Origin of the sequence: Pseudogemmobacter sonorensis (genome assembly GCF_042762395.1) — a bacterium.
GTDB classification, from domain to species: Bacteria; Pseudomonadota; Alphaproteobacteria; order Rhodobacterales; family Rhodobacteraceae; genus Pseudogemmobacter; species Pseudogemmobacter sonorensis.
On the sequence record NZ_JBEFZE010000011.1, the window covers coordinates 1 to 16,797 of the forward strand.

General features: G+C 70.1%; 15 protein-coding genes. 7 read left to right on the plus strand and 8 right to left on the minus strand.

The window, feature by feature from the left end; translation table 11 throughout:
- On the minus strand, window positions 1-185 hold a 185-nt coding region (locus ABNX41_RS10220), incomplete at its 3' end, for a hypothetical protein (protein ID WP_438669629.1).
- 300 nt (window positions 186-485) lie between these two features.
- On the opposite strand from ABNX41_RS10220, the gene infC reads away from it, so the two are divergent.
- Complete coding sequence (gene infC, locus ABNX41_RS10225; protein ID WP_438669732.1) at window positions 486-974, plus strand: translation initiation factor IF-3; 489 nt, start codon at window positions 486-488, stop codon at window positions 972-974.
- A 521-nt stretch (window positions 975-1,495) separates the two neighbouring features.
- The gene (locus ABNX41_RS10230) at window positions 1,496-1,954 is read left to right on the plus strand and encodes a hypothetical protein (RefSeq protein WP_438669630.1); all 459 of its coding nucleotides are present in this window, start codon (window positions 1,496-1,498) and stop codon (window positions 1,952-1,954) included.
- 202 nt (window positions 1,955-2,156) lie between these two features.
- Here the strand turns inward: ABNX41_RS10230 and ABNX41_RS10235 are convergent, their stop codons facing one another.
- The 3 genes from ABNX41_RS10235 to ABNX41_RS10245 all read right to left on the minus strand — a co-directional run bounded on the left by ABNX41_RS10235 (window position 2,157) and on the right by ABNX41_RS10245 (window position 5,991).
- Window positions 2,157-4,562, minus strand: coding sequence for an OmpA family protein (locus ABNX41_RS10235; protein ID WP_438669631.1), 2,406 nt, complete (start codon window positions 4,560-4,562; stop codon window positions 2,157-2,159).
- A 191-nt stretch (window positions 4,563-4,753) separates the two neighbouring features.
- Window positions 4,754-5,131: a LysR substrate-binding domain-containing protein gene (locus ABNX41_RS10240; protein WP_438669632.1), complete on the minus strand. Its 378-nt coding sequence runs from the start codon at window positions 5,129-5,131 to the stop codon at window positions 4,754-4,756.
- Window positions 5,128-5,991: a LysR family transcriptional regulator gene (locus ABNX41_RS10245; RefSeq protein ID WP_438669633.1), complete on the minus strand. Its 864-nt coding sequence runs from the start codon at window positions 5,989-5,991 to the stop codon at window positions 5,128-5,130. Before ABNX41_RS10245 ends, ABNX41_RS10240 begins: the two co-directional genes overlap by 4 nt.
- A 103-nt stretch (window positions 5,992-6,094) precedes the next feature.
- Between ABNX41_RS10245 and ABNX41_RS10250 the strand changes: the two genes are divergently transcribed.
- From ABNX41_RS10250 to ribD, 3 genes are all read left to right on the plus strand, one after another.
- Entirely contained in the window at window positions 6,095-7,315 is a 1,221-nt protein-coding gene (locus ABNX41_RS10250; protein WP_438669634.1) for an acyl-CoA dehydrogenase, read from the plus strand.
- Window positions 7,316-7,537: 222 nt separating this feature from the next.
- On the plus strand, window positions 7,538-8,008 hold the full coding sequence (nrdR, locus tag ABNX41_RS10255) for a transcriptional regulator NrdR (protein ID WP_438669635.1): 471 nt from the start codon (window positions 7,538-7,540) through the stop codon (window positions 8,006-8,008).
- A gap of 34 nt (window positions 8,009-8,042) precedes the next feature.
- On the plus strand, window positions 8,043-9,155 hold the full coding sequence (gene ribD / locus ABNX41_RS10260; RefSeq protein WP_438669733.1) for a bifunctional diaminohydroxyphosphoribosylaminopyrimidine deaminase/5-amino-6-(5-phosphoribosylamino)uracil reductase RibD: 1,113 nt from the start codon (window positions 8,043-8,045) through the stop codon (window positions 9,153-9,155).
- Window positions 9,156-9,262: 107 nt separating this feature from the next.
- Here ribD and ABNX41_RS10265 read toward each other — a convergent pair whose 3' ends face one another.
- The 3 genes from ABNX41_RS10265 to ABNX41_RS10275 all read right to left on the minus strand — a co-directional run bounded on the left by ABNX41_RS10265 (window position 9,263) and on the right by ABNX41_RS10275 (window position 12,242).
- A complete protein-coding gene (locus ABNX41_RS10265; protein ID WP_438669636.1) occupies window positions 9,263-9,691 on the minus strand; it encodes a VOC family protein in 429 nt (142 codons plus the stop codon).
- A gap of 215 nt (window positions 9,692-9,906) precedes the next feature.
- On the minus strand, window positions 9,907-11,310 hold the full coding sequence (locus ABNX41_RS10270; RefSeq protein ID WP_438669637.1) for a tetratricopeptide repeat protein: 1,404 nt from the start codon (window positions 11,308-11,310) through the stop codon (window positions 9,907-9,909).
- Window positions 11,301-12,242 (minus strand): hypothetical protein, encoded by a 942-nt coding sequence (locus ABNX41_RS10275; protein ID WP_438669638.1) that lies wholly within the window; start codon window positions 12,240-12,242, stop codon window positions 11,301-11,303. The genes ABNX41_RS10270 and ABNX41_RS10275 overlap by 10 nt, the downstream gene beginning before the upstream one ends.
- 1,057 nt (window positions 12,243-13,299) lie before the next feature.
- On the opposite strand from ABNX41_RS10275, the gene thyX reads away from it, so the two are divergent.
- Window positions 13,300-14,205 (plus strand): FAD-dependent thymidylate synthase, encoded by a 906-nt coding sequence (gene thyX / locus ABNX41_RS10280; RefSeq protein WP_438669639.1) that lies wholly within the window; start codon window positions 13,300-13,302, stop codon window positions 14,203-14,205.
- A gap of 625 nt (window positions 14,206-14,830) precedes the next feature.
- On the opposite strand, the gene ABNX41_RS10285 is transcribed toward thyX, so the two are convergent.
- Window positions 14,831-15,244 carry a SufE family protein gene (locus ABNX41_RS10285; protein ID WP_438669640.1) on the minus strand — a complete coding sequence of 138 codons (414 nt, stop codon included), beginning with the start codon at window positions 15,242-15,244 and terminating at the stop codon, window positions 14,831-14,833.
- Between the two features lie 504 nt (window positions 15,245-15,748).
- Here ABNX41_RS10285 and ABNX41_RS10290 point away from each other — a divergent pair.
- Window positions 15,749-16,408 (plus strand): hypothetical protein, encoded by a 660-nt coding sequence (locus ABNX41_RS10290; RefSeq protein WP_438669641.1) that lies wholly within the window; start codon window positions 15,749-15,751, stop codon window positions 16,406-16,408.
- Window positions 16,409-16,797 lie beyond the last annotated feature (389 nt).

A 16,797-nucleotide genomic window follows, 5' to 3' on the forward strand; every position in this document is an offset into this window, starting at 1 on the left:
GCTTCGGCGGCGGCGGCGGCCTGCGCCTCGGCTTCGGCGGCCGCGGCGGCGGCGGCCTCTTCGGCGGCCTTGGCGGCGGCCTCGGCAGCGGCGGCGGCTTCCTGCGCGGGCTTGTAGCTGAACTGATAGTAGCCACCTGCCGCCAGAAGGACGACGACGGCGCCGATGATCACACTCTTGTTCATGTCAATAATCTCCCAATACCGGCGGGACGCGCCGGACGCCCGATGCTATGGCAGCAGTTGCCGCGAAAGAAAAGTGCGGATGGCCCGAACCCCGCCCGGATGCGGCGTTTTGGGCCGGTTTCACGGGTTTTCCGGCCCGATCCGGCCGGGATCGCGGCACCCTGCGGCCCCGTGACGCCCGGGGTTGAAAGCCCCGCCCCGGAAGGCTAAATTCGCGCGCATCGATTTCCCCGCAGAAGGACCACTGCCATAGGACGCCGCCCCCACAACGCCCCGCCCCAACGCGACACCGGCCCCCGCATCAACGACCGCATCCGCGCGCCCGAGATCCGGCTGATCGGCGCCGAGGGCGAGAATATCGGCGTTGTCACCCCCGCCCGCGCGCTGACGCTGGCCAATGAGGCCGGGCTCGATCTGGTCGAGATCTCGCCGAACGCCGTGCCGCCGGTCTGCAAGATCATGGATTTCGGCAAGTTCAAATACGAACAGCAAAAGCGCGAGGCCGAGGCGCGCAAGAAGCAGAAGATCATCGAGATCAAGGAAATCAAGTTCCGCCCCGGCACCGACGAGCACGACTATCAGGTCAAGATGCGCTCGGTGACGAAGTTCCTCGATGAGGGCGACAAGGTGAAGGTCACTTTGCGCTTCCGCGGTCGCGAGATGGCGCACCAGCAACTGGGGCTTGAGCTTCTGAACCGCGTCGCCGCCGATGTCGGCGACAAGGGCAAGATCGAGTCGATGCCCAAGCTGGAAGGCCGCCAGATGGTGATGATGGTGGCGCCGAAGTAACAGCGCGGTTCGCGCGGGGGTGGGCGGCATCGAAGGCGATGCCAGCGGAAACGCCGCCCCGAGGCGCAACCCGGCAACCGTTCCGAAATCGAAAACGGGGGGCATCCGGCCCTCCGTTTTTTCGTTGCGCAACCGCCGCGCCCGCGCCCGCGCAGGGTCCGAAATCCGTCGGACCCGCAAAGAACCCGCAACGCCCGCGCCACTCTGGGTTTGAACTCCGCCAATGCCGCGCCGATCCTGCGCAATGTCGTCCCGGACGTCGAGCCGGATGAAGGAGATGGGTCGCGGTTGCGGTAGAAGAGTGATCGCAGCCCCGACTTCGGAATGTCGAACTCAGGCGGAACAGGACGACGAATGTTGCGTCGCCCTGTTGCTCACATCAACATCTACCGCAAGGGTCGGCCTCCCCGGAGAGGCCATATGCATTTCCGCTGGTATCGCGCGCGGTCCTGCGGCGGGCTGCGGCGTGGCATCCCGCTCTGGTTGCGGGGCGCAGGGGCCGCGCGGATAACGGAGGTCACATGGCGGACAAGCAACGGGCACCCTATCTGCAGGTGGCATTTCCCGGGCCGGTCGGGCGGGTGTCGGAGGGCACATGGGACGGGCGCTGGACCCGGCGGGCCTATGTCGATCTCGGGCCGTTTCGGGTGCGCGGCGTGGTCGCCGATGCACAGATGGGCAGCGCGCTCGAAGAGTTCGGCGACAGCGCCGCGACCGGGATCCGTCTTGGCCATATGCTGGTCGGACGCTGGGTGCTGGCGGTGACCTCCGAAGGCCACAGCGAGCGGCAGGGGATGGTGATGTTCCTGCTGTGCAATCTGGCGCTGACGCTGGCCTTCGCGATTCTGAGCGCATTGTTTGCGGTGGTGGCCAGCGATCTGGGCGGGGCGCGCAGCTTTCAAAGCTGGCTGATGCTGCCCGGCCTCGCACTCTGGGCGTTGCAGATGTGGCTGAACTTCAAGGCAAGGTTCGGCGGCTGAACGACACCCGGGAGGCGCGGCAGGCCACCGAGGGCATGACATGCGATGGCAACGCCCCGGCGGGCGGGGGGGGCCTGCGGGTTGTCTCATCGCGGACATGGAACCGAGGTCCCCGGGATCGCCCGCGCGGGATCGGCCCGAAATCCCGACCAAAACCCCGACCGCCCGAGGGCGGCCGGGTTGATCGCGCGCCCCGACCGCCTCAGCGCAGTTCGGCCGAGCGCATCAGCGGCGTGATCAGCCGCACCACCACGCGGCGGTTGGCGCGTTCGGCCTCTTGCGTGTCGATCTTCAGCTCGCTCTCGCCATAGCCCTGCACCACCAGGTTTTCCGGCGGAATGCCGAAATATTCGCTAAGCGCGAGCGCGAGGCTTTCCGCCCGCCGGTCCGACAGCAGCAGGTTCGACGCCGCCGAACCGATCGCGTCGGTATGGCCCTCGATCAGGAAGACATGCGAGGGGTCGGCGGCCAGCAGGCTTTCGACCAGCCGCCCCAGATCGGCAAGCTTGCGCGCCTCCGAGGCCCGGATCGCCGCCGATCCGGTGTCGAAGGTGATCTGGTCCACCTCGATCGTGGCGGCAAGCGCCCGGACCTCGGCGATCTCGCGGATCTGGCGCAGGCTGAACTTGCGGCCCAGCCCCTCGGCCTCGATGGCGGCAAGCTCCGCCTTCAGCGCGGCATCCTGGTCCGAGGTCGAGATCGTCACCCGGTCGGGCCGGGGTCGGGGCAGTTCCGAGACGATGATCGGCTGTTCCACGACATGCAGATCGTCGATCAGCACGGTCTCGATCCCGTGGCGGTCATAGGACGAGCGGTGCAGCACCCGCCCCGAGGCATCGCGCACCGTCACCACCCGGGCGCCGTCGGGGCGCTCGACGATGGTGCGGGTGGAACCGTCGCGGTAGGTCTCGGTCACGCTGCGCACGCCGGGCTGGCGCAGCACCGCATCGTCATCCTTGTAGACGACATGGCTGCCATCGGCATTCTCGACCACCACCCGGTCGCCGGTGGCGCTGACCACGCGCTTTTCGTCCTTGTTGCCCGCGTTGATGATCGCGCCGACCGCAAGGGCGCCAAGCGCGACCAGCCCGACCTTCTCAAGGTCGGAGAGGCCGGACTTGCGGCCCTCGCCGACCGCGACCGGGGCGGCGGCGAATTCCTCGGACGAGGCGCGGGCGGTCTCGGCTGTGATCTCCTCGGTGACCACGGTGACCGGAAGCAGAGCCTCGGCCGCGGGGCCGTCCTGGGGCGGCGCGCCCTCGCCGGGCGTGCCAGCCTCCGGCTCGCCAGAGGGCAGGAGCAGCGCCGCGGCCGCAGCCGCGACCACGGGCGCCAAAGCCGTGGCGGTGCTGCCGCCTTCCATTGCCTCAGCACCCTCGGCGGGATCTTCCCCGGCGGTCGCCTCGGCGGCGGGGGCGAGGATCGAGAGCAAGCTCTCCACCGCCTCGGCCTCGGGCACCGGGGCGTCGACCGCCTCGGGCGCATCCTGCGCGGCGGGCGCGGGTTCGGCGGTCACGAGCGGCGGATCCTCCGCCTCGGCCCCCTGCGCAGGCGCCTCGGCCGGAACGGCCTCCGCCACCGGATCGGAGGCATCGGTTTCGGAAGTTGCGGCTTCGGGACTCGCGGTGTCGGAGCTCTCTGTGTCCGGGGTTTCGGCTCCAGAAGCCGCGCTGCCGGAAGCGTCAATCCCGGAAGACTCGGAAGTCTCGGCATCTGGCGCCGAATCCGCCTCCCCGGTCACGGCCCCACCGACCTCCGCCCCCTCTTCCACCGCGCCCCCTTCGGGCAGGTCATTCGCGGCTTCCCCGACCCCAGCTTCCCCGGTCGCGGCTTCGGGAGGTGCGGCTTCGGTAATCGTGGTCGGAGCAGCTTCGGCTTCCGCAGCAGGAGCCGACCCGGGCTCGGTCGCGGGCTGATCTTCGGGCGCCACCTCCGGCTCCTGGGACGGGACCGGATCCGGCGCCGCGCCTTCGGCCGGTTCCGCCTCGGCAGGTGCCTGAGTGGCCGGAACCTCCTCCGCAATGCTTTCCTCGCCAGCTTCGGCCACCGCCTCGGCCTCCAGCCGTGCCGCCTCCTCCGCAGCCGCCTGAGCCGCCGCCTCAGCCTCAAGCCGCACTGCTTCCTCCGCAGCCGCCTGAGCCGCCGCCTCGGCCTCCAGCCGCGCCGCCTCCTCCGCAGCCGCCTGAGCCGCAGCCTCGGCCTCCAGCCGTGCCGCTTCCTCCGCAGCCGCCTGAGCCGCCGCCTCGGCCTCCAGCCGCGCCGCCTCCTCCGCAGCCGCCTGAGCCGCAGCCTCGGCCTCCAGCCGTGCCGCTTCCTCCGCAGCCGCCTGAGCCGCCGCCTCGGCCTCCAGCCGCGCCGCCTCCTCCGCAGCCGCCTGGGCCGCCGCCTCGGCTTCAAGCCGCACCGCTTCTGCCTGCAAGGCCTCGGCGATCGCCTCCAGGTCGCAGGCCTGATCCGCCGTGGGGCTGCACAGCAGCGCCCCGTCCGGGCCGAGCACCGAACCATCCTCGGCCAGAACCTGCGCCCGGGCGGGGAGGGTGTGGAACGAGCCGAGCGCGACCGACAAGGCGGTCGAAAGCGTGGTCGTGGATCTGAGGATTCTGCGCATGGGCCTCTTCCTTTGGCTGCGGGCCGCAGAGGTGGGGCGGAGCGATTCCACCCTGCACCACGGCCGGATCATCCCCGCCCGATAGACCGGCGAGGGCATGATATGCGATAGCAACGCCCCGGCAAGGGCGGGGTTCCCGCGGGTTATCTGATCGCAGAGGCGGAACGCTGCCCCGGAACGCCCGCGCGGGGTCAGCCCTCCGAAGCCCCGCCCTGCGACACGGCGCCCACCTCGGCCCCCACCTCGGCCCCGAGCCAGCGGATGAAAGAGGCCAGCGGGGCGCGCGGCGCCCGCGTCTCGGGCCAGACCAGGTAATAGGCCCCCGGCGCGGGCACCGCCCCGCCGAAGACGGGGACAAGCCGCCCCGCCGCCAGCTCGGCCCCGATCAGGAAGGTCGGCAGCAGGGCCAGCCCCATGCCGTGGACCGCCGCCTGCGTCATGGTGGCGAACTGGTCGAACAGCATGGCGGGCGGGCGCAAGCCGGGGTGGCCATGATGGGCGAACCAGCGCCCCCAATCGCCGGTCCGGCTTTCAAGTTGCAGGAGCGGCAGGTCCAGAAGCGCCGTCACCCCCGCATGCGCCCCGCCGATCCCCGCCAGAGCCGCATCCCCCGCTCCGCCCCCTGCCCTCTCGCGCCCCTGCAGAGACGGAGCAGAGGCGGGAGGGATCGAGACCAGATGGGTCGAGGCGGTCGGGGCGGAAGTCGGCGGGCTTGACGCCGACGGGCCCGGCGGCACCGGCCGACCCGACAGGCGCTGGCCCGAAGCCGAAGCAGCAGACGGCACAGACGAGACCGGCAGGATCTCGCCCGCCACCGGCAGATCCGACACAGGCAGACCCGACACAGGCAGACCCGATGCCGACCGGTCCGACACAGGCGCACCCGGCACCGACAAGCCCGCCAGCAACCCCGGCGCCGCGACCGCCAGAAATCCTCATCCATGAGTTTCAGGAATGACACCCCCGGCCAGTCGCGCCGCCCGTAATGCACCGCCGCGTCAAAGGCGTTCCCGGCGAAATCGAAGGGCCGCAGCCGGGTGGAAAGATTGACCGTCACCTCGGGATGGGCCTGCGCGAACCGCGCCAGCCGGGGCGCCAGCCAATGCATGCCGAAAGCGGGCAGGATCGCCAGGTTCAGCGCGCCCCCCGAAGGATTGGCCCGCAGCGAGAGCGAGGCTTCCGACAGGATCTTCAGGGCCTTGCGCACCTCTTCCACATAATCCCTCGCGGCCGGGGTCAGGATCAGCCGCTGCCGCTCGCGCAGCACCAGCGCCACGCCCAACTGCCCTTCGAGCGCCTGGATCTGGCGCGAGACCGCGCCCTGCGTCAGCGCCATCTCGGCCGCCGCCGCCGAGGCCGACCCCAGCCGCTCCAAAGCCTCCAGCGCCAGAAGCGCGGGGATCGACGGCAGGTAGCGGCGCGGTATCATATGCGTTTCCCTCATGATCCCATGACAGGGTTTCGATAGCTTTTCCGCGCCCTTTCTGGCAAGCCTGCCCGCAACCCCACCCTGCCGCGAAAGGATCCCGCAGATGGCCGACAAGCCCGGGCTGAAGGCAAAGGACGCCCCCGACCTGACCCGCTTCGACTGGGAGGACCCCTTCCGCCTCGACGACCAGCTTTCCGAGGAAGAGCGCGCCCTGCGCGACGGCGCCCGCGCCTATGCCCAGGAAAAGCTGCAGCCCCGGGTGATCGAGGCCTTCGCGAAGGAAGAGACCGACCCCGCGATCTTTGCCGAGATGGGCGAGATGGGCCTTCTGGGCGTGACCGTGCCCGAGGAATACGGCGGGCTCGGCGCCTCCTACGTCTCCTACGGGCTGGTCGCGCGCGAGGTCGAGCGGGTGGACAGCGGCTATCGCAGCATGATGTCGGTGCAATCCAGCCTGGTGATGTATCCGATCTATGCCTATGGCTCCGAAGAGCAGCGCCGGAAATACCTGCCCAGGCTCGCCTCGGGCGAATGGATCGGCTGTTTCGGCCTGACCGAGCCCGATGCCGGCTCCGATCCCGCCGGGATGAAGACCACCGCCCGGAAGACCGCGGACGGCTATGTGCTGCACGGCTCCAAGATGTGGATCTCGAATGCGCCGATCGCCGATGTCTTCGTGGTCTGGGCGAAGTCCGAGGCCCATGGCGGCAAGATCCGCGGCTTCGTGCTGGAAAAGGGGATGAAGGGCCTTTCCGCCCCCAAGATCGGCGGCAAGCTGTCCTTGCGCGCCTCGATCACCGGCGAGATCGTGATGGATCGGGTCGAGGTCGGCGAGGACGCGCTTCTGCCCCATGTCGAGGGGCTCAAGGGCCCGTTCGGCTGCCTCAACCGCGCGCGCTACGGCATCTCCTGGGGGGTGCTGGGGGCGGCGGAATTCTGCCTCGCGGCCTCGCGGCAATACGGGCTCGACCGGCGGCAGTTCGGCAGGCCGCTGGCGCAGACCCAGCTCTATCAGCTCAAGCTCGCCGATATGCTGACCGAGATCAGCCTCGGGCTGCAAGCCTCGCTGCGGGTGGGCCGGTTGCTGGATGCGGCCAATGCCGCGCCCGAGATGATCTCCATCGTCAAGCGCAACAATTGCGGCAAGGCGCTGAACGCGGCGCGGCTGGCGCGCGACATGCATGGCGGCAACGGCATTTCCGAGGAATTCCAGGTCATCCGCCATATGGTGAACCTTGAGACGGTGAACACATACGAGGGCACCCATGACGTGCATGCGCTGATCCTGGGCCGCGCGATCACCGGCCTGCAGGCGTTCTTCTAGGCGCCCCCCCGGGGGAACGCCCGCCCGCAACCGGGACGGGCGCTCCCCCGCCCCTGCTCCTCCCCCGATCTGAGTCCTGACCGCCACACCTGCGCCCCAATATGCTGTGGGGCGCTTTTCTGTTCTGTCGAGATCCGGCGCCCTCGTCTATGCTCGGCCCAATCAACCGGGGAAACACCCGGATCTTGAGGCAGGCCAATAACAACAAGCAAGGAGGGCGCGATGCGCTGCCCGTTCTGCGGTAATATCGACACCCAGGTCAAGGATTCCCGCCCCGCCGAGGATCACGTCTCGATCCGGCGGCGGCGCTTCTGCCCCGCCTGCGGCGGACGCTTCACCACCTATGAGCGCGTGCAGTTGCGCGACCTGGTGGTGATCAAATCCTCCGGCAAGCGCGAGGATTTCGACCGTGACAAGCTGGAACGCTCGATCCGCATCGCCATGCAGAAACGCCCCATCGACCCCGAGCGGATCGACCAGATGATCTCGGGCATCGTGCGCAGGCTCGAAAGCCTGGGCGAGACCGACATCCCCTCGCGCGCGATCGGCGAGATCGTGATGGAAAGCCTGGCCCGGATCGACACCGTGGCCTATGTGCGCTTCGCCAGCGTCTACAAGAACTTCCAGGCCGCCGACGATTTCGACCGTTTCGTGAGCGAGTTGCGCCCCAATATCGAACGCCCCGAGGAGTGAGATGAGCCCCCCCCGCCCCGGGGACGAGGCCCATATGGCCCATGCCCTGCGCCTGGCCGCGCGGGGTCTGGGGCGGGCCTGGCCCAATCCGGCGGTGGGCTGCGTGATCCTGCGCGACGGGCGCGTGATCGGGCGCGGCCATACACAGCCCGGCGGCCGCCCCCATGCCGAGCGCATGGCGCTCGATCAAGCCCGGGAGCTGATGGCTGGCCTGGCCGAAGATCCGCCAAAGGACCTGCTCCGCGGCGCCACCGCCTATGTCACGCTCGAACCCTGCGCCCATCACGGCCGGACGCCCCCCTGCGCCGAGGCGCTGGTCGCCGCCGGTCTCGCCCGCGTGGTGACCGCCCTGACCGATCCCGATCCCCGGGTGGCGGGCCAGGGCCATGCCATCCTGCGCGCCGCCGGTATCGAGGTGACCGAGGGCGTCCTGGCCGACGAGGCCCGGCGCGCCAATGCGGGCTTCCTGAAGCGGGTGACGCGCGGCCTGCCGCTGGTGACCCTGAAACTCGCCACCACGCTCGACGGCAGGATCGCGACGGCGGCGGGCGAAAGCCGCTGGATCACCTCGCCCCTGTCGCGCCGCCATGTCCATGCCCAGAGGCTGGCGCATGACGCGGTGCTGGTGGGCGCTGGCACCGCCCGGGCCGACGATCCCGACCTGACGGTGCGCGACATCGGCGCGCCCGCGCAGCCGGTCCGGATCGTGATCGACAGCCGCCTCTCGCACAGCCCCGACAGCCGCCTGGGCCAAAGCGCGGCCCGCGCCCCGGTCTGGCTGGTCCACGGCCCCGCGGCCCCCGCCGATGCCCGCGCGGCATGGCAGGCGCGCGGCGCGAGGCTCCTGCCCTGCCCGCTCGATGGCGCGGGCCGGATCGACCTGCCGCAGGCCTTCCGGACGCTCGCCGCCGAAGGGCTGACGCGGATCTTCTGCGAAGGCGGCGGCAGCCTGGCCGCCGAACTGATCCGCCAGGGCCTGGTCGACGACCTGGCGCTTTACGGCGCGGGCCGGTTGATCGGCGCCGACGGCATCCCCGCGCTCGGCGCGCTCGGCCTCGAAACCCTCGCCGCCGCCCCGCATCTTTCCCTGCGCGAAACCCGAAGCCTCGGCCCCGATATCTTCTCGCTCTGGTCCCTCACCCCCTGACCCCCAAACCAGGCCCCACCCTCATTCTTCTTTGCAAAAATATCCCGGGGGTGAGGCGCCAAAGGCGCCGAGGGGGCAGCGCCCCCTCCCTCCCCGCCGCCCAAAAATCACCAATGCCCGGTATTCGCCATACTGACCCAGGGCTCCACCGGCTCCAGCCGCGCGCCCTTCTGCAAGATCTCGATCGACACATTGTCGGGGCTGCGCACGAAGGCCATATGTCCGTCGCGGGGCGGGCGATTGATGGTGACGCCATTGGCCTGAAGATGGGCGCAGGTGGCGTAGATATCATCGACCTCATAGGCGAGATGGCCGAAATGGCGGCTGTCCGAGGGCAGGCCCGCATCGCCGTCCCAGTTGAAGGTCAGTTCCACCGGGCATTCCGGCTGGCCGGGCGGGGCGAGGAAGACCAGCGTGAACCGGCCCTGTTCATTCTCGACCCGCCGGGTCTCCTCCAGCCCGAGCAGGCGGTAGAAGGTCAGGGAACGTTCCAGGTCCAGGACCCTGACCATGGTGTGCAGATAGCGGATCGACATGTTGATCTCCTTGTTGATTCCAGGGGGCTGGTTTCATGGGGGCCGATCTCGCGCGCGGCCCCGCTCCCCTGGCCCCGGGCCCAAACCGGGCCCGATGCCAACGCGGTCGCAGGCCAGGCGGCTCCAGATCCGCCAGAACGATAGGCGCCGCCCCGGCGGATGGCAATCGCGCCGCGCGGAAAGCCGATGCGGGAACGGGCGCGGGCGCGAGACGGTCAGAACCGGCTCGACACCCCGAAGGCCAGGCCAAGCGCCCCGGCATCGCGCACCACCAGGTCCGAGCGGGTCCGCTCGGCGGTCAGGGTCAGGGTCGGGCTGAATCCCATGATATCCATAGATTTCAGCTCGGCCGTCACCGAAAGCCCGGCCCACAGGTCCGGCCCGTAGCCGGTGCTGCGCCAGTAGTCGCGCCGCTCGGCCGCAAGCGCCAGCGACAGGCCCAGGTGGCGGCTCTCGATCTCCGGCCGCCAGCCCAGCGACAGCGAGGGACCGCGCCAGGCGATGCCCGCAGCCTCCGAATCCACATCCACCGCGCCGATTTCGATCTCGACCCCGCCGAAGCGCGTCGCCTCGCGCCGCGCCGACAGGGTCAGGCGCCCGGTCACGCTGTCGGCCACCGGCCGGTCGGGAATGTCGACCGTCTCAAGCGAAAGGCCCGCGCCCCAAAGCCAGTCCCCGCCCGCCATTTGCCGCCAGCCCAGGCTCGCCCGGCCCAGATGCGCGCTGACCTCGCCACCGCTCCAGCGCCGCCCGATCTGCGCGCCGAAGAACAGCGCGCTCTCGCCGCCGCCAAGCAGGCGGACATGCGACAGCCCCAGCGTCAACTGGTCCTGGCGAAAGTCGCGTCCGCGCGCCTGCGGGTCGATGGCGCGGGCCCGCGATCCCAGCACGACCTCGCGATGGGTCCAGCCGAAGGAAAGCTCGGTCCGCTCGTCCAGCCGGTAACCGCCGCGCAACGCCGCCCCCCAGACCTGGCCCGGCAGCGCCTCGGTGATCGGAATCGGAATGCCGTGGAACCAGAAGGTGTCATGTAGGCTGCCGCCGTTCACATTGTCCGAGGGCCCGCCGAAAAGCGCCACCGAAAAGCCAAGCCGACTTTGCGACGACACGGTGCGATAGGCCTGTTCCAGCACCTGGCTGTGGGCCGCGCCGGGGGCATGGGGCGCGGCGCGGCGCAGCCAGTATTTCGCGGCCCAGGGCCTGCCGGAAAGCGCCATGGCCTCGGCGGTGAGATAGGCGGCCTCAAACCGCGCCGGGCCCTTTTCGGCCAGGCGAAAGCCCGCCCGCGCCACCGGCGCCGCCTGATCGGGCGCGCCGACCCGCGTCAGCGCCGCCGCAAGCAGCATATGCGCGCCGGGATCCTGCGGATAGGCCGCAAGGATCTGCCGCGCGATGGAGGCGGCCAGATCCGGCCTCCCCGAGGCCAGCGCGCGACGCGCCAGATCCCGCGCGCCCTCAAGATCGGTCTGGACGGCGACCTGCGGCCCGGTGGCTTCCGCCGCCGATTGCGCTATGGTCTCGGCCCTCAGCCCCGAAGGCCCGCCGACCGGTAGCCCCCCAGGCAGACCGAAGGCTCCTCCCGCCAGCAGCAGCGCAAGAAGCCCAGCCCTCAGGGACAAGCCGGACCCCCGCCCGAAGTGCAGGAGGGCAGGACGATCATGCCGTGTTCGTAAAGCTCGGGAAGCTCGGTCGGATTGAACACCATCACCGCCGCGACCGCGCTGCCGTCGCCGTTGAACGCGCCGCCATAACTGCCCGCCGCCACCCATCCGCTGGTGCCGATCCGGTGGACCGCATCCGAGAAGGTGCCGTCGGCGGTGATGTCGGTGGCCCAGAGCGCGATGTCGGGCAGGCTGTCCTGCCCCTCGATCAGCGCGCCGACGACCTTGCGCTGGTCGACGCCGCCCGAGATCCGCATCTCGGTGAAATCGGCGGTGACCAGGGCCCGGCCGGTGACACCGATCGACTCGGTCGGGTTGAGCACGCCGCCCGGACCGCCCGCGGTGTCGAACCCGGCATTCAGAAGCCCGGTATAGGTGCCGGAGTAATTGTATTCCGCCCCCTGCCCGCCGTCGGTCGGCCGGGTGAAGACATCGGCGCGCCACAGGTTGCCGCCGCCATGGTAATTGGCGAATTGCCCGGCATCGACCGCGATCATGGCCGAGACCCCCTCGACCTTGCGCACCAACGCGACGACCATGCGGTTCGAGGTAGTGGATTGATAGGTATAGGCCTCGTATTCGCCGACGTCGCGCGCGGGCGTGCGCACATAGGCGCCGGTCAGGCTGGCGGCATCCTGCGCCGTCATCGTCACCGAAAGCGTGCCCGCGCCCGGGGTCCAGCCTTCAAGCCCGGCGCCGGTCACATGTCCCGCGACATCCGAGGGCAGAAGTTCGACCGGATCGGTGGGTTCCGTCGGATCGGTGGGGTCGGTGGGATCGACCGGATCGGTCGGTTCGACGGGCGTGCCCGAGTCGCCCCCGATCGGGTTGCCGCCGCACGCCCCAAGCAGCGCGGCCGCCGCCAGAGCCAACAGAAACTGCTTCACCATCGGGTCCACCCTGCAAGAAAATCAGATAAGAAATGCCTTGAAACCTATTGAAAGTCAAAGATGAATCCATCCGGCTTGCGCTTTTCGGACCTGCGTGTTCCGCCCGCATCACGCTTGATCTCGGGGGGATTGCCGTCGGCTTCCACCAGATATGGTTGAACGCATGCCTTCGGCGGCGGAACGGCGGCAGGCGGCAGGCGCGGACGGATTGCCGCGAAGCGCCTCGGCCAGCCCCCCCCTGTCGCTTGCCATGCAGAGGCCAGCGGGGGACGGGTCGACCAGATACGAGCCGAACAGGCCAGCCGGAGATGGAAGGCCCTCTCCAGGGCGCGCACCCGAGGCACAGGCTGCGGGAAATGCCCCCGCTCGCCCGGTTTCACCCTTGCGCGCGCTGATCGCACTCGCCCCGAAATTGGGCGCAGTTGACGCCATGCGTTTCACCCTTGCGCGCGGCTCGCACAGATGCCCAAGCGGGCCGAGATGGCCCCGCTCTGTTTCACCCTTGCGCGCGCGGCTTGCACAGATCCGCGCGACGAAGGCGGCCTCCTCGGCGGGTTTCACCCTTGCGCGCGCGGCTCGCACTGAAACGGCGCGCCGCCCCTGCCAGCCCTCACCCGCCGCGCGCGTCCTGATCTGGCACGCCCTGTCGCGTATACTACCCGAGCGGCCCAGGTGCGGCCTGCGCGCGCCATGCTCCTCAATCGTGCCCCTCCGTCCATATCCCTCGACCCGGGTCCGCAAGGCCGGTTGCCTCCGGCCCCTGCCCCTGAGTCCCCGCCTGAGCCCGTCCCGCGCCACCCGTGTCTTCGGCCACCTCCATCCGCCCGAAGCCCCCGCGTCATGCCGTCGACCTCTCCGCCCGCCGTCCGTCCAGGCCGCCCCCTCCGACCTGCCCCCCGCAGCCAGCCCTCAACCGCCACCCGGCCCGGCCTGCCCCCGCCGCACCCGGCCGCGCCGCGCGGCCCGGTGCCGCATCCGGCGACCTCGGGGCAGGCTTGGGGCCTCGGCGGGGATGATGTAATCAGGACCTGTCCGATTCCCTTCCGAAAGGCCGCCGATGTCCCTGACCCCCGAACAACTGGCCGAGATCGAGACCGCCCGCGCCAATCCCCGCCCCACCCTGCGCGCCGTCTCCGAGGGGATGGAGGCGCATCTCTACCGCGCGCATCCGGTGCTCGACCACGGTTTCGTCCGGGTCGTCGACTATATGGGCGACGACAGCGCCATCGTGCAGGCGGCGCGGGTCTCTTACGGCGCGGGCACCAAACATGTGTCGAACGACGAGGGGCTGATCCGCTATCTGATGCGGCACTGGCATTCCTCGCCCTTCGAGATGTGCGAGGTGAAGCTGCATGTGAAGCTGCCGGTCTTCGTGGCGCGGCAATGGATCCGCCATCGCACGGCGAATGTGAACGAATATTCGGCGCGTTACTCGATCCTGGACCGCGAGTTCTACATCCCCGCCCCCGAGCATCTGGCCGCGCAGTCGAAGGTCAACAACCAGGGCCGGGGCGAGGTGCTGGAAGGACCCGAGGCCGCGCGCGTGCTCGACCTGCTGAAATCCGACGCCAACCGCGCCTACGACCATTACGAAGAGATGCTGTCGCAAGAGGGCCAGCAGGGGCTGGCGCGCGAGCTGGCGCGGATGAACCTGCCCGCGAACGTCTATACGCAATGGTATTGGAAGACCGACCTGCACAACCTCTTCCACTTCCTGCGGCTGCGCGCCGATCCCCATGCCCAATACGAGATCCGCATCTATGCCGAGACCATCGCCGCCTGCGTGCGCGACTGGGTTCCGCTGGCCTATGCCGCCTTCGAGGATTACCGCATGGGCGGCACCACGCTTTCGGCCAAGGCCATCGCGGTCCTGAAGCGCCGCCTGACCGGCGAGACGGTGACGCAGGAGAGCAGCGGCCTCTCCAAGGGCGAATGGCGCGAATTCGAGGCGCTCTGGGGCTGATCCGGCCCCGCCGTTCCAGCCGCGCGCGGGACGGGCGGCGCTTGCATCAGGGATGGTCGGACCTTCCCGCCCACGCGCGAGACGCCCGGCCGGACGGCATCCGCCGGATAGTGACCGAAGGTCCCCCCCCGCGCGCGGGGGGGATCGCGGGAGTATGATGGCGGCATGAGTCGGGAACAGTCTCCCCCCCCGCGCGCGGGGGGGATCGCGCCTGTTCCTGAAGCTGCAATCGGCGATCGAGGAGTCTCGTCCCCGCGCGCGCAGGATTGCGCCAGCGGCCCGCATTGGGGTTATGATGGTGTCGGTCTCGTCCCCGCGCGCGAGGGCTCGCGCTGTTCCTTCGCCAGAAACCTCAGGGAAATCCCCCGCCGGGCTCGCAAAGGCCCTGCGGGCTGATCTGCGATGCTGCTGCCGTGGCGTCCTCCCTCGTCCTGCGCGGGAGGCTGACGACTAGGCGGCACCTGACATAACGCGGCTTTTGCCCGACCGTTCCTCCCCGGCGGTTCTTCACTTATGGCACGGATGCTCCCGCCTGCCCTGGAAACGGGAGGTCGCGGCGATGGAGAACCCCGGCGATGCAGGCGCCGGGCACCCCAGGGGCCCGCGCCCGCCAGCCCCAGCCTCCTCAGCCCTCATCCCCGGCAGCGAGGGCGCGCAGCCGCATCACCATCGCCCGCAGCCCGTTCGAGCGTTGCGCCGAGAGGTGATCGTTCAGCCCCAGCCGACCGAAAGCGGCCTGGGCATCGACGGCCAGCACCTCCTCGGGCGTCAGCCCGGCATAAAGCGCATGCAGGATCGCGATCAGACCGCGCACGATCATCGCATCGGAATCGCCCTGGAAGTCGAAGCGCCCGAGCGTGATCTGCGGGCGCAGCCAGACCTGGCTCGCGCAGCCCTCGACCTTGTAGGCGGGAACGTGGAAGCTCGGGTCCAGGGGCGGCATCGCCCGGCCCAGTTCGATGACGTGGCGGTAGCGTTCCTCCCAGTCGTCGAGAAATTCCAGCGTCTCGGCGATCTCTTCGAAAGCGGCGGTGGCCATCGCGGTTCCCTCTGTCTGCCCCGGGGCGCGCGGGCGGCAAGGGGAGCGGCCTGCCCGGGACGCGGGGGCGCTCGCTCGTATCGAAGCCCCCCGCATCGGACAGGCCCCCCAAGGCGCCGCGCATAAGGACGGGCCTACCCCCCCGGGCGCCCGAGGTCCAGAGGCAAGGACGGCGGCGGGATGTCCCGGAGGCAGGACCGCACGGCAAGGCGGAACGCCCCGCCCTGATCCTCATCGACACGCTGGCAATGGCCTTCCCCGGCCTGGAAGAGAATGGCGCCGAAGCGATGGGCCGCGTGGTCGCGGTTTCGCGCTCAGCAGCGCCGGAAGCTGCCCGGCTTCGGTTTTCGCCGCCGCCTGCCCCATCATTTCGCCCCAGCGGGCAAAGGCCCCCCAAAGGTCCCGACCCCGGGCTTTTCGCCCCGATCCGCCGCTTTTCAAACCCCTCCCCGCTTTTCAAACCCGCCCCCTTGCGCTAGCCAAGAGGGGAAGATGGAGAGACAGATGACCCGCCGCCCCGCCCTTCCCGCGCCTGCCGCCCCGGCCCGGTTCCATTCCCGCTCGCCATCCTGCCCGCCGCTGTCGGGGGTGGTCCCGGGGGCGGCTGCGGGTTCGGTATCCGGGCCCGCCTCGGCATCGGTCGGCGCACCGCCCTCCGGCGCGGCCCATTCCGGCCCGCGCCGCCCCCTCACCTCGCCCCGTTCCACCCTGCCGCGCGCGCTGGCCGCGCTGTCGCTGCTGGCGCTGGTCGCCGCCTGCGGATCGGTGCGCGAAAGCCGGTTGAACCCGTTCAACTGGTTCGGCCGCTCGGAACCCCGGGCCGAGCGCGTGGTGCTGCCCGAAAAGCCCGCCGATCCGCGCAGCCTCGTCTCGACCGTGCTGTCGATGGAGGTGGACCGCCTCTCCTCGGGCGCGATCGTGCGCGCGACCGGCCTGCCGCCCAGCCAGGGCTATTGGGATGCCGAACTGGTGGCCCAGCCGGTGACCGAAAGCGGCACGCTGGTGCTGGAGTTCCGCATCTTCCCGCCGGTCGCGCCGCAGCCCCAGGGCACCCAGGTCTCGCGCGAGGTGGTGGTGGCCACGCATCTGTCGAACATCCGCCTGCGCGATGTGCGCGAAATCGTGGTCCAGGGCGCCGAGAACGCCCGCGCCGTGCGGCGCTGACCGCCGGTCCGCGCCAAGACAGGCAGCCGGGAAGGCCTGCCCGGGCGGGTGCCTGGATGGAAATCGCAGCCGATCCGGCCCGAGGGAGAGGTGCTCACTGTCGATTCGGGGCGGGTTTCCCGGTTCGGCAGACCGCCGAAAGCATCCACGCGACAGGACCGCACGGGCCGGGGACAGGCAACCCTTCTCAGGCAGGCCGGGGATGCGCCGTTCTCTGGCCAGCCTTCGTCGGCCCCGGAACGGTTTCCGCGCCCCTGTCAAGATCCCTCCTCGGCAGTCGGCCGACAGGTCGCCGAGACGGATTGAGCTTGCATCGAGGCCGCGCTTCTTCCTTGCGGAAGTCCAGCAGATTTCCGGCCGCTGCCGGAGCCGTTTCCCGATTTTCACCG

Bases quoted from the DNA above. Each gene is read 5' to 3' on its own strand.
- ABNX41_RS10285 (WP_438669640.1), bottom strand. From the start codon at position 15,244: ATGGCCACCGCCGCTTTCGAAGAGATCGCCGAGACGCTGGAATTTCTC.
- ABNX41_RS10265 (WP_438669636.1), bottom strand. From the start codon at position 9,691: ATGTCGATCCGCTATCTGCACACCATGGTCAGGGTCCTGGACCTGGAA.
- ABNX41_RS10230 (WP_438669630.1), top strand. From the start codon at position 1,496: ATGGCGGACAAGCAACGGGCACCCTATCTGCAGGTGGCATTTCCCGGG.
- ribD (WP_438669733.1), top strand. From the start codon at position 8,043: ATGGCCCATGCCCTGCGCCTGGCCGCGCGGGGTCTGGGGCGGGCCTGG.
- ABNX41_RS10245 (WP_438669633.1), bottom strand. From the start codon at position 5,991: ATGATACCGCGCCGCTACCTGCCGTCGATCCCCGCGCTTCTGGCGCTG.
- nrdR (WP_438669635.1), top strand. From the start codon at position 7,538: ATGCGCTGCCCGTTCTGCGGTAATATCGACACCCAGGTCAAGGATTCC.
- thyX (WP_438669639.1), top strand. From the start codon at position 13,300: ATGTCCCTGACCCCCGAACAACTGGCCGAGATCGAGACCGCCCGCGCC.
- ABNX41_RS10250 (WP_438669634.1), top strand. From the start codon at position 6,095: ATGGCCGACAAGCCCGGGCTGAAGGCAAAGGACGCCCCCGACCTGACC.
- ABNX41_RS10235 (WP_438669631.1), bottom strand. From the start codon at position 4,562: ATGCGCAGAATCCTCAGATCCACGACCACGCTTTCGACCGCCTTGTCG.
- ABNX41_RS10290 (WP_438669641.1), top strand. From the start codon at position 15,749: ATGACCCGCCGCCCCGCCCTTCCCGCGCCTGCCGCCCCGGCCCGGTTC.
- ABNX41_RS10275 (WP_438669638.1), bottom strand. From the start codon at position 12,242: ATGGTGAAGCAGTTTCTGTTGGCTCTGGCGGCGGCCGCGCTGCTTGGG.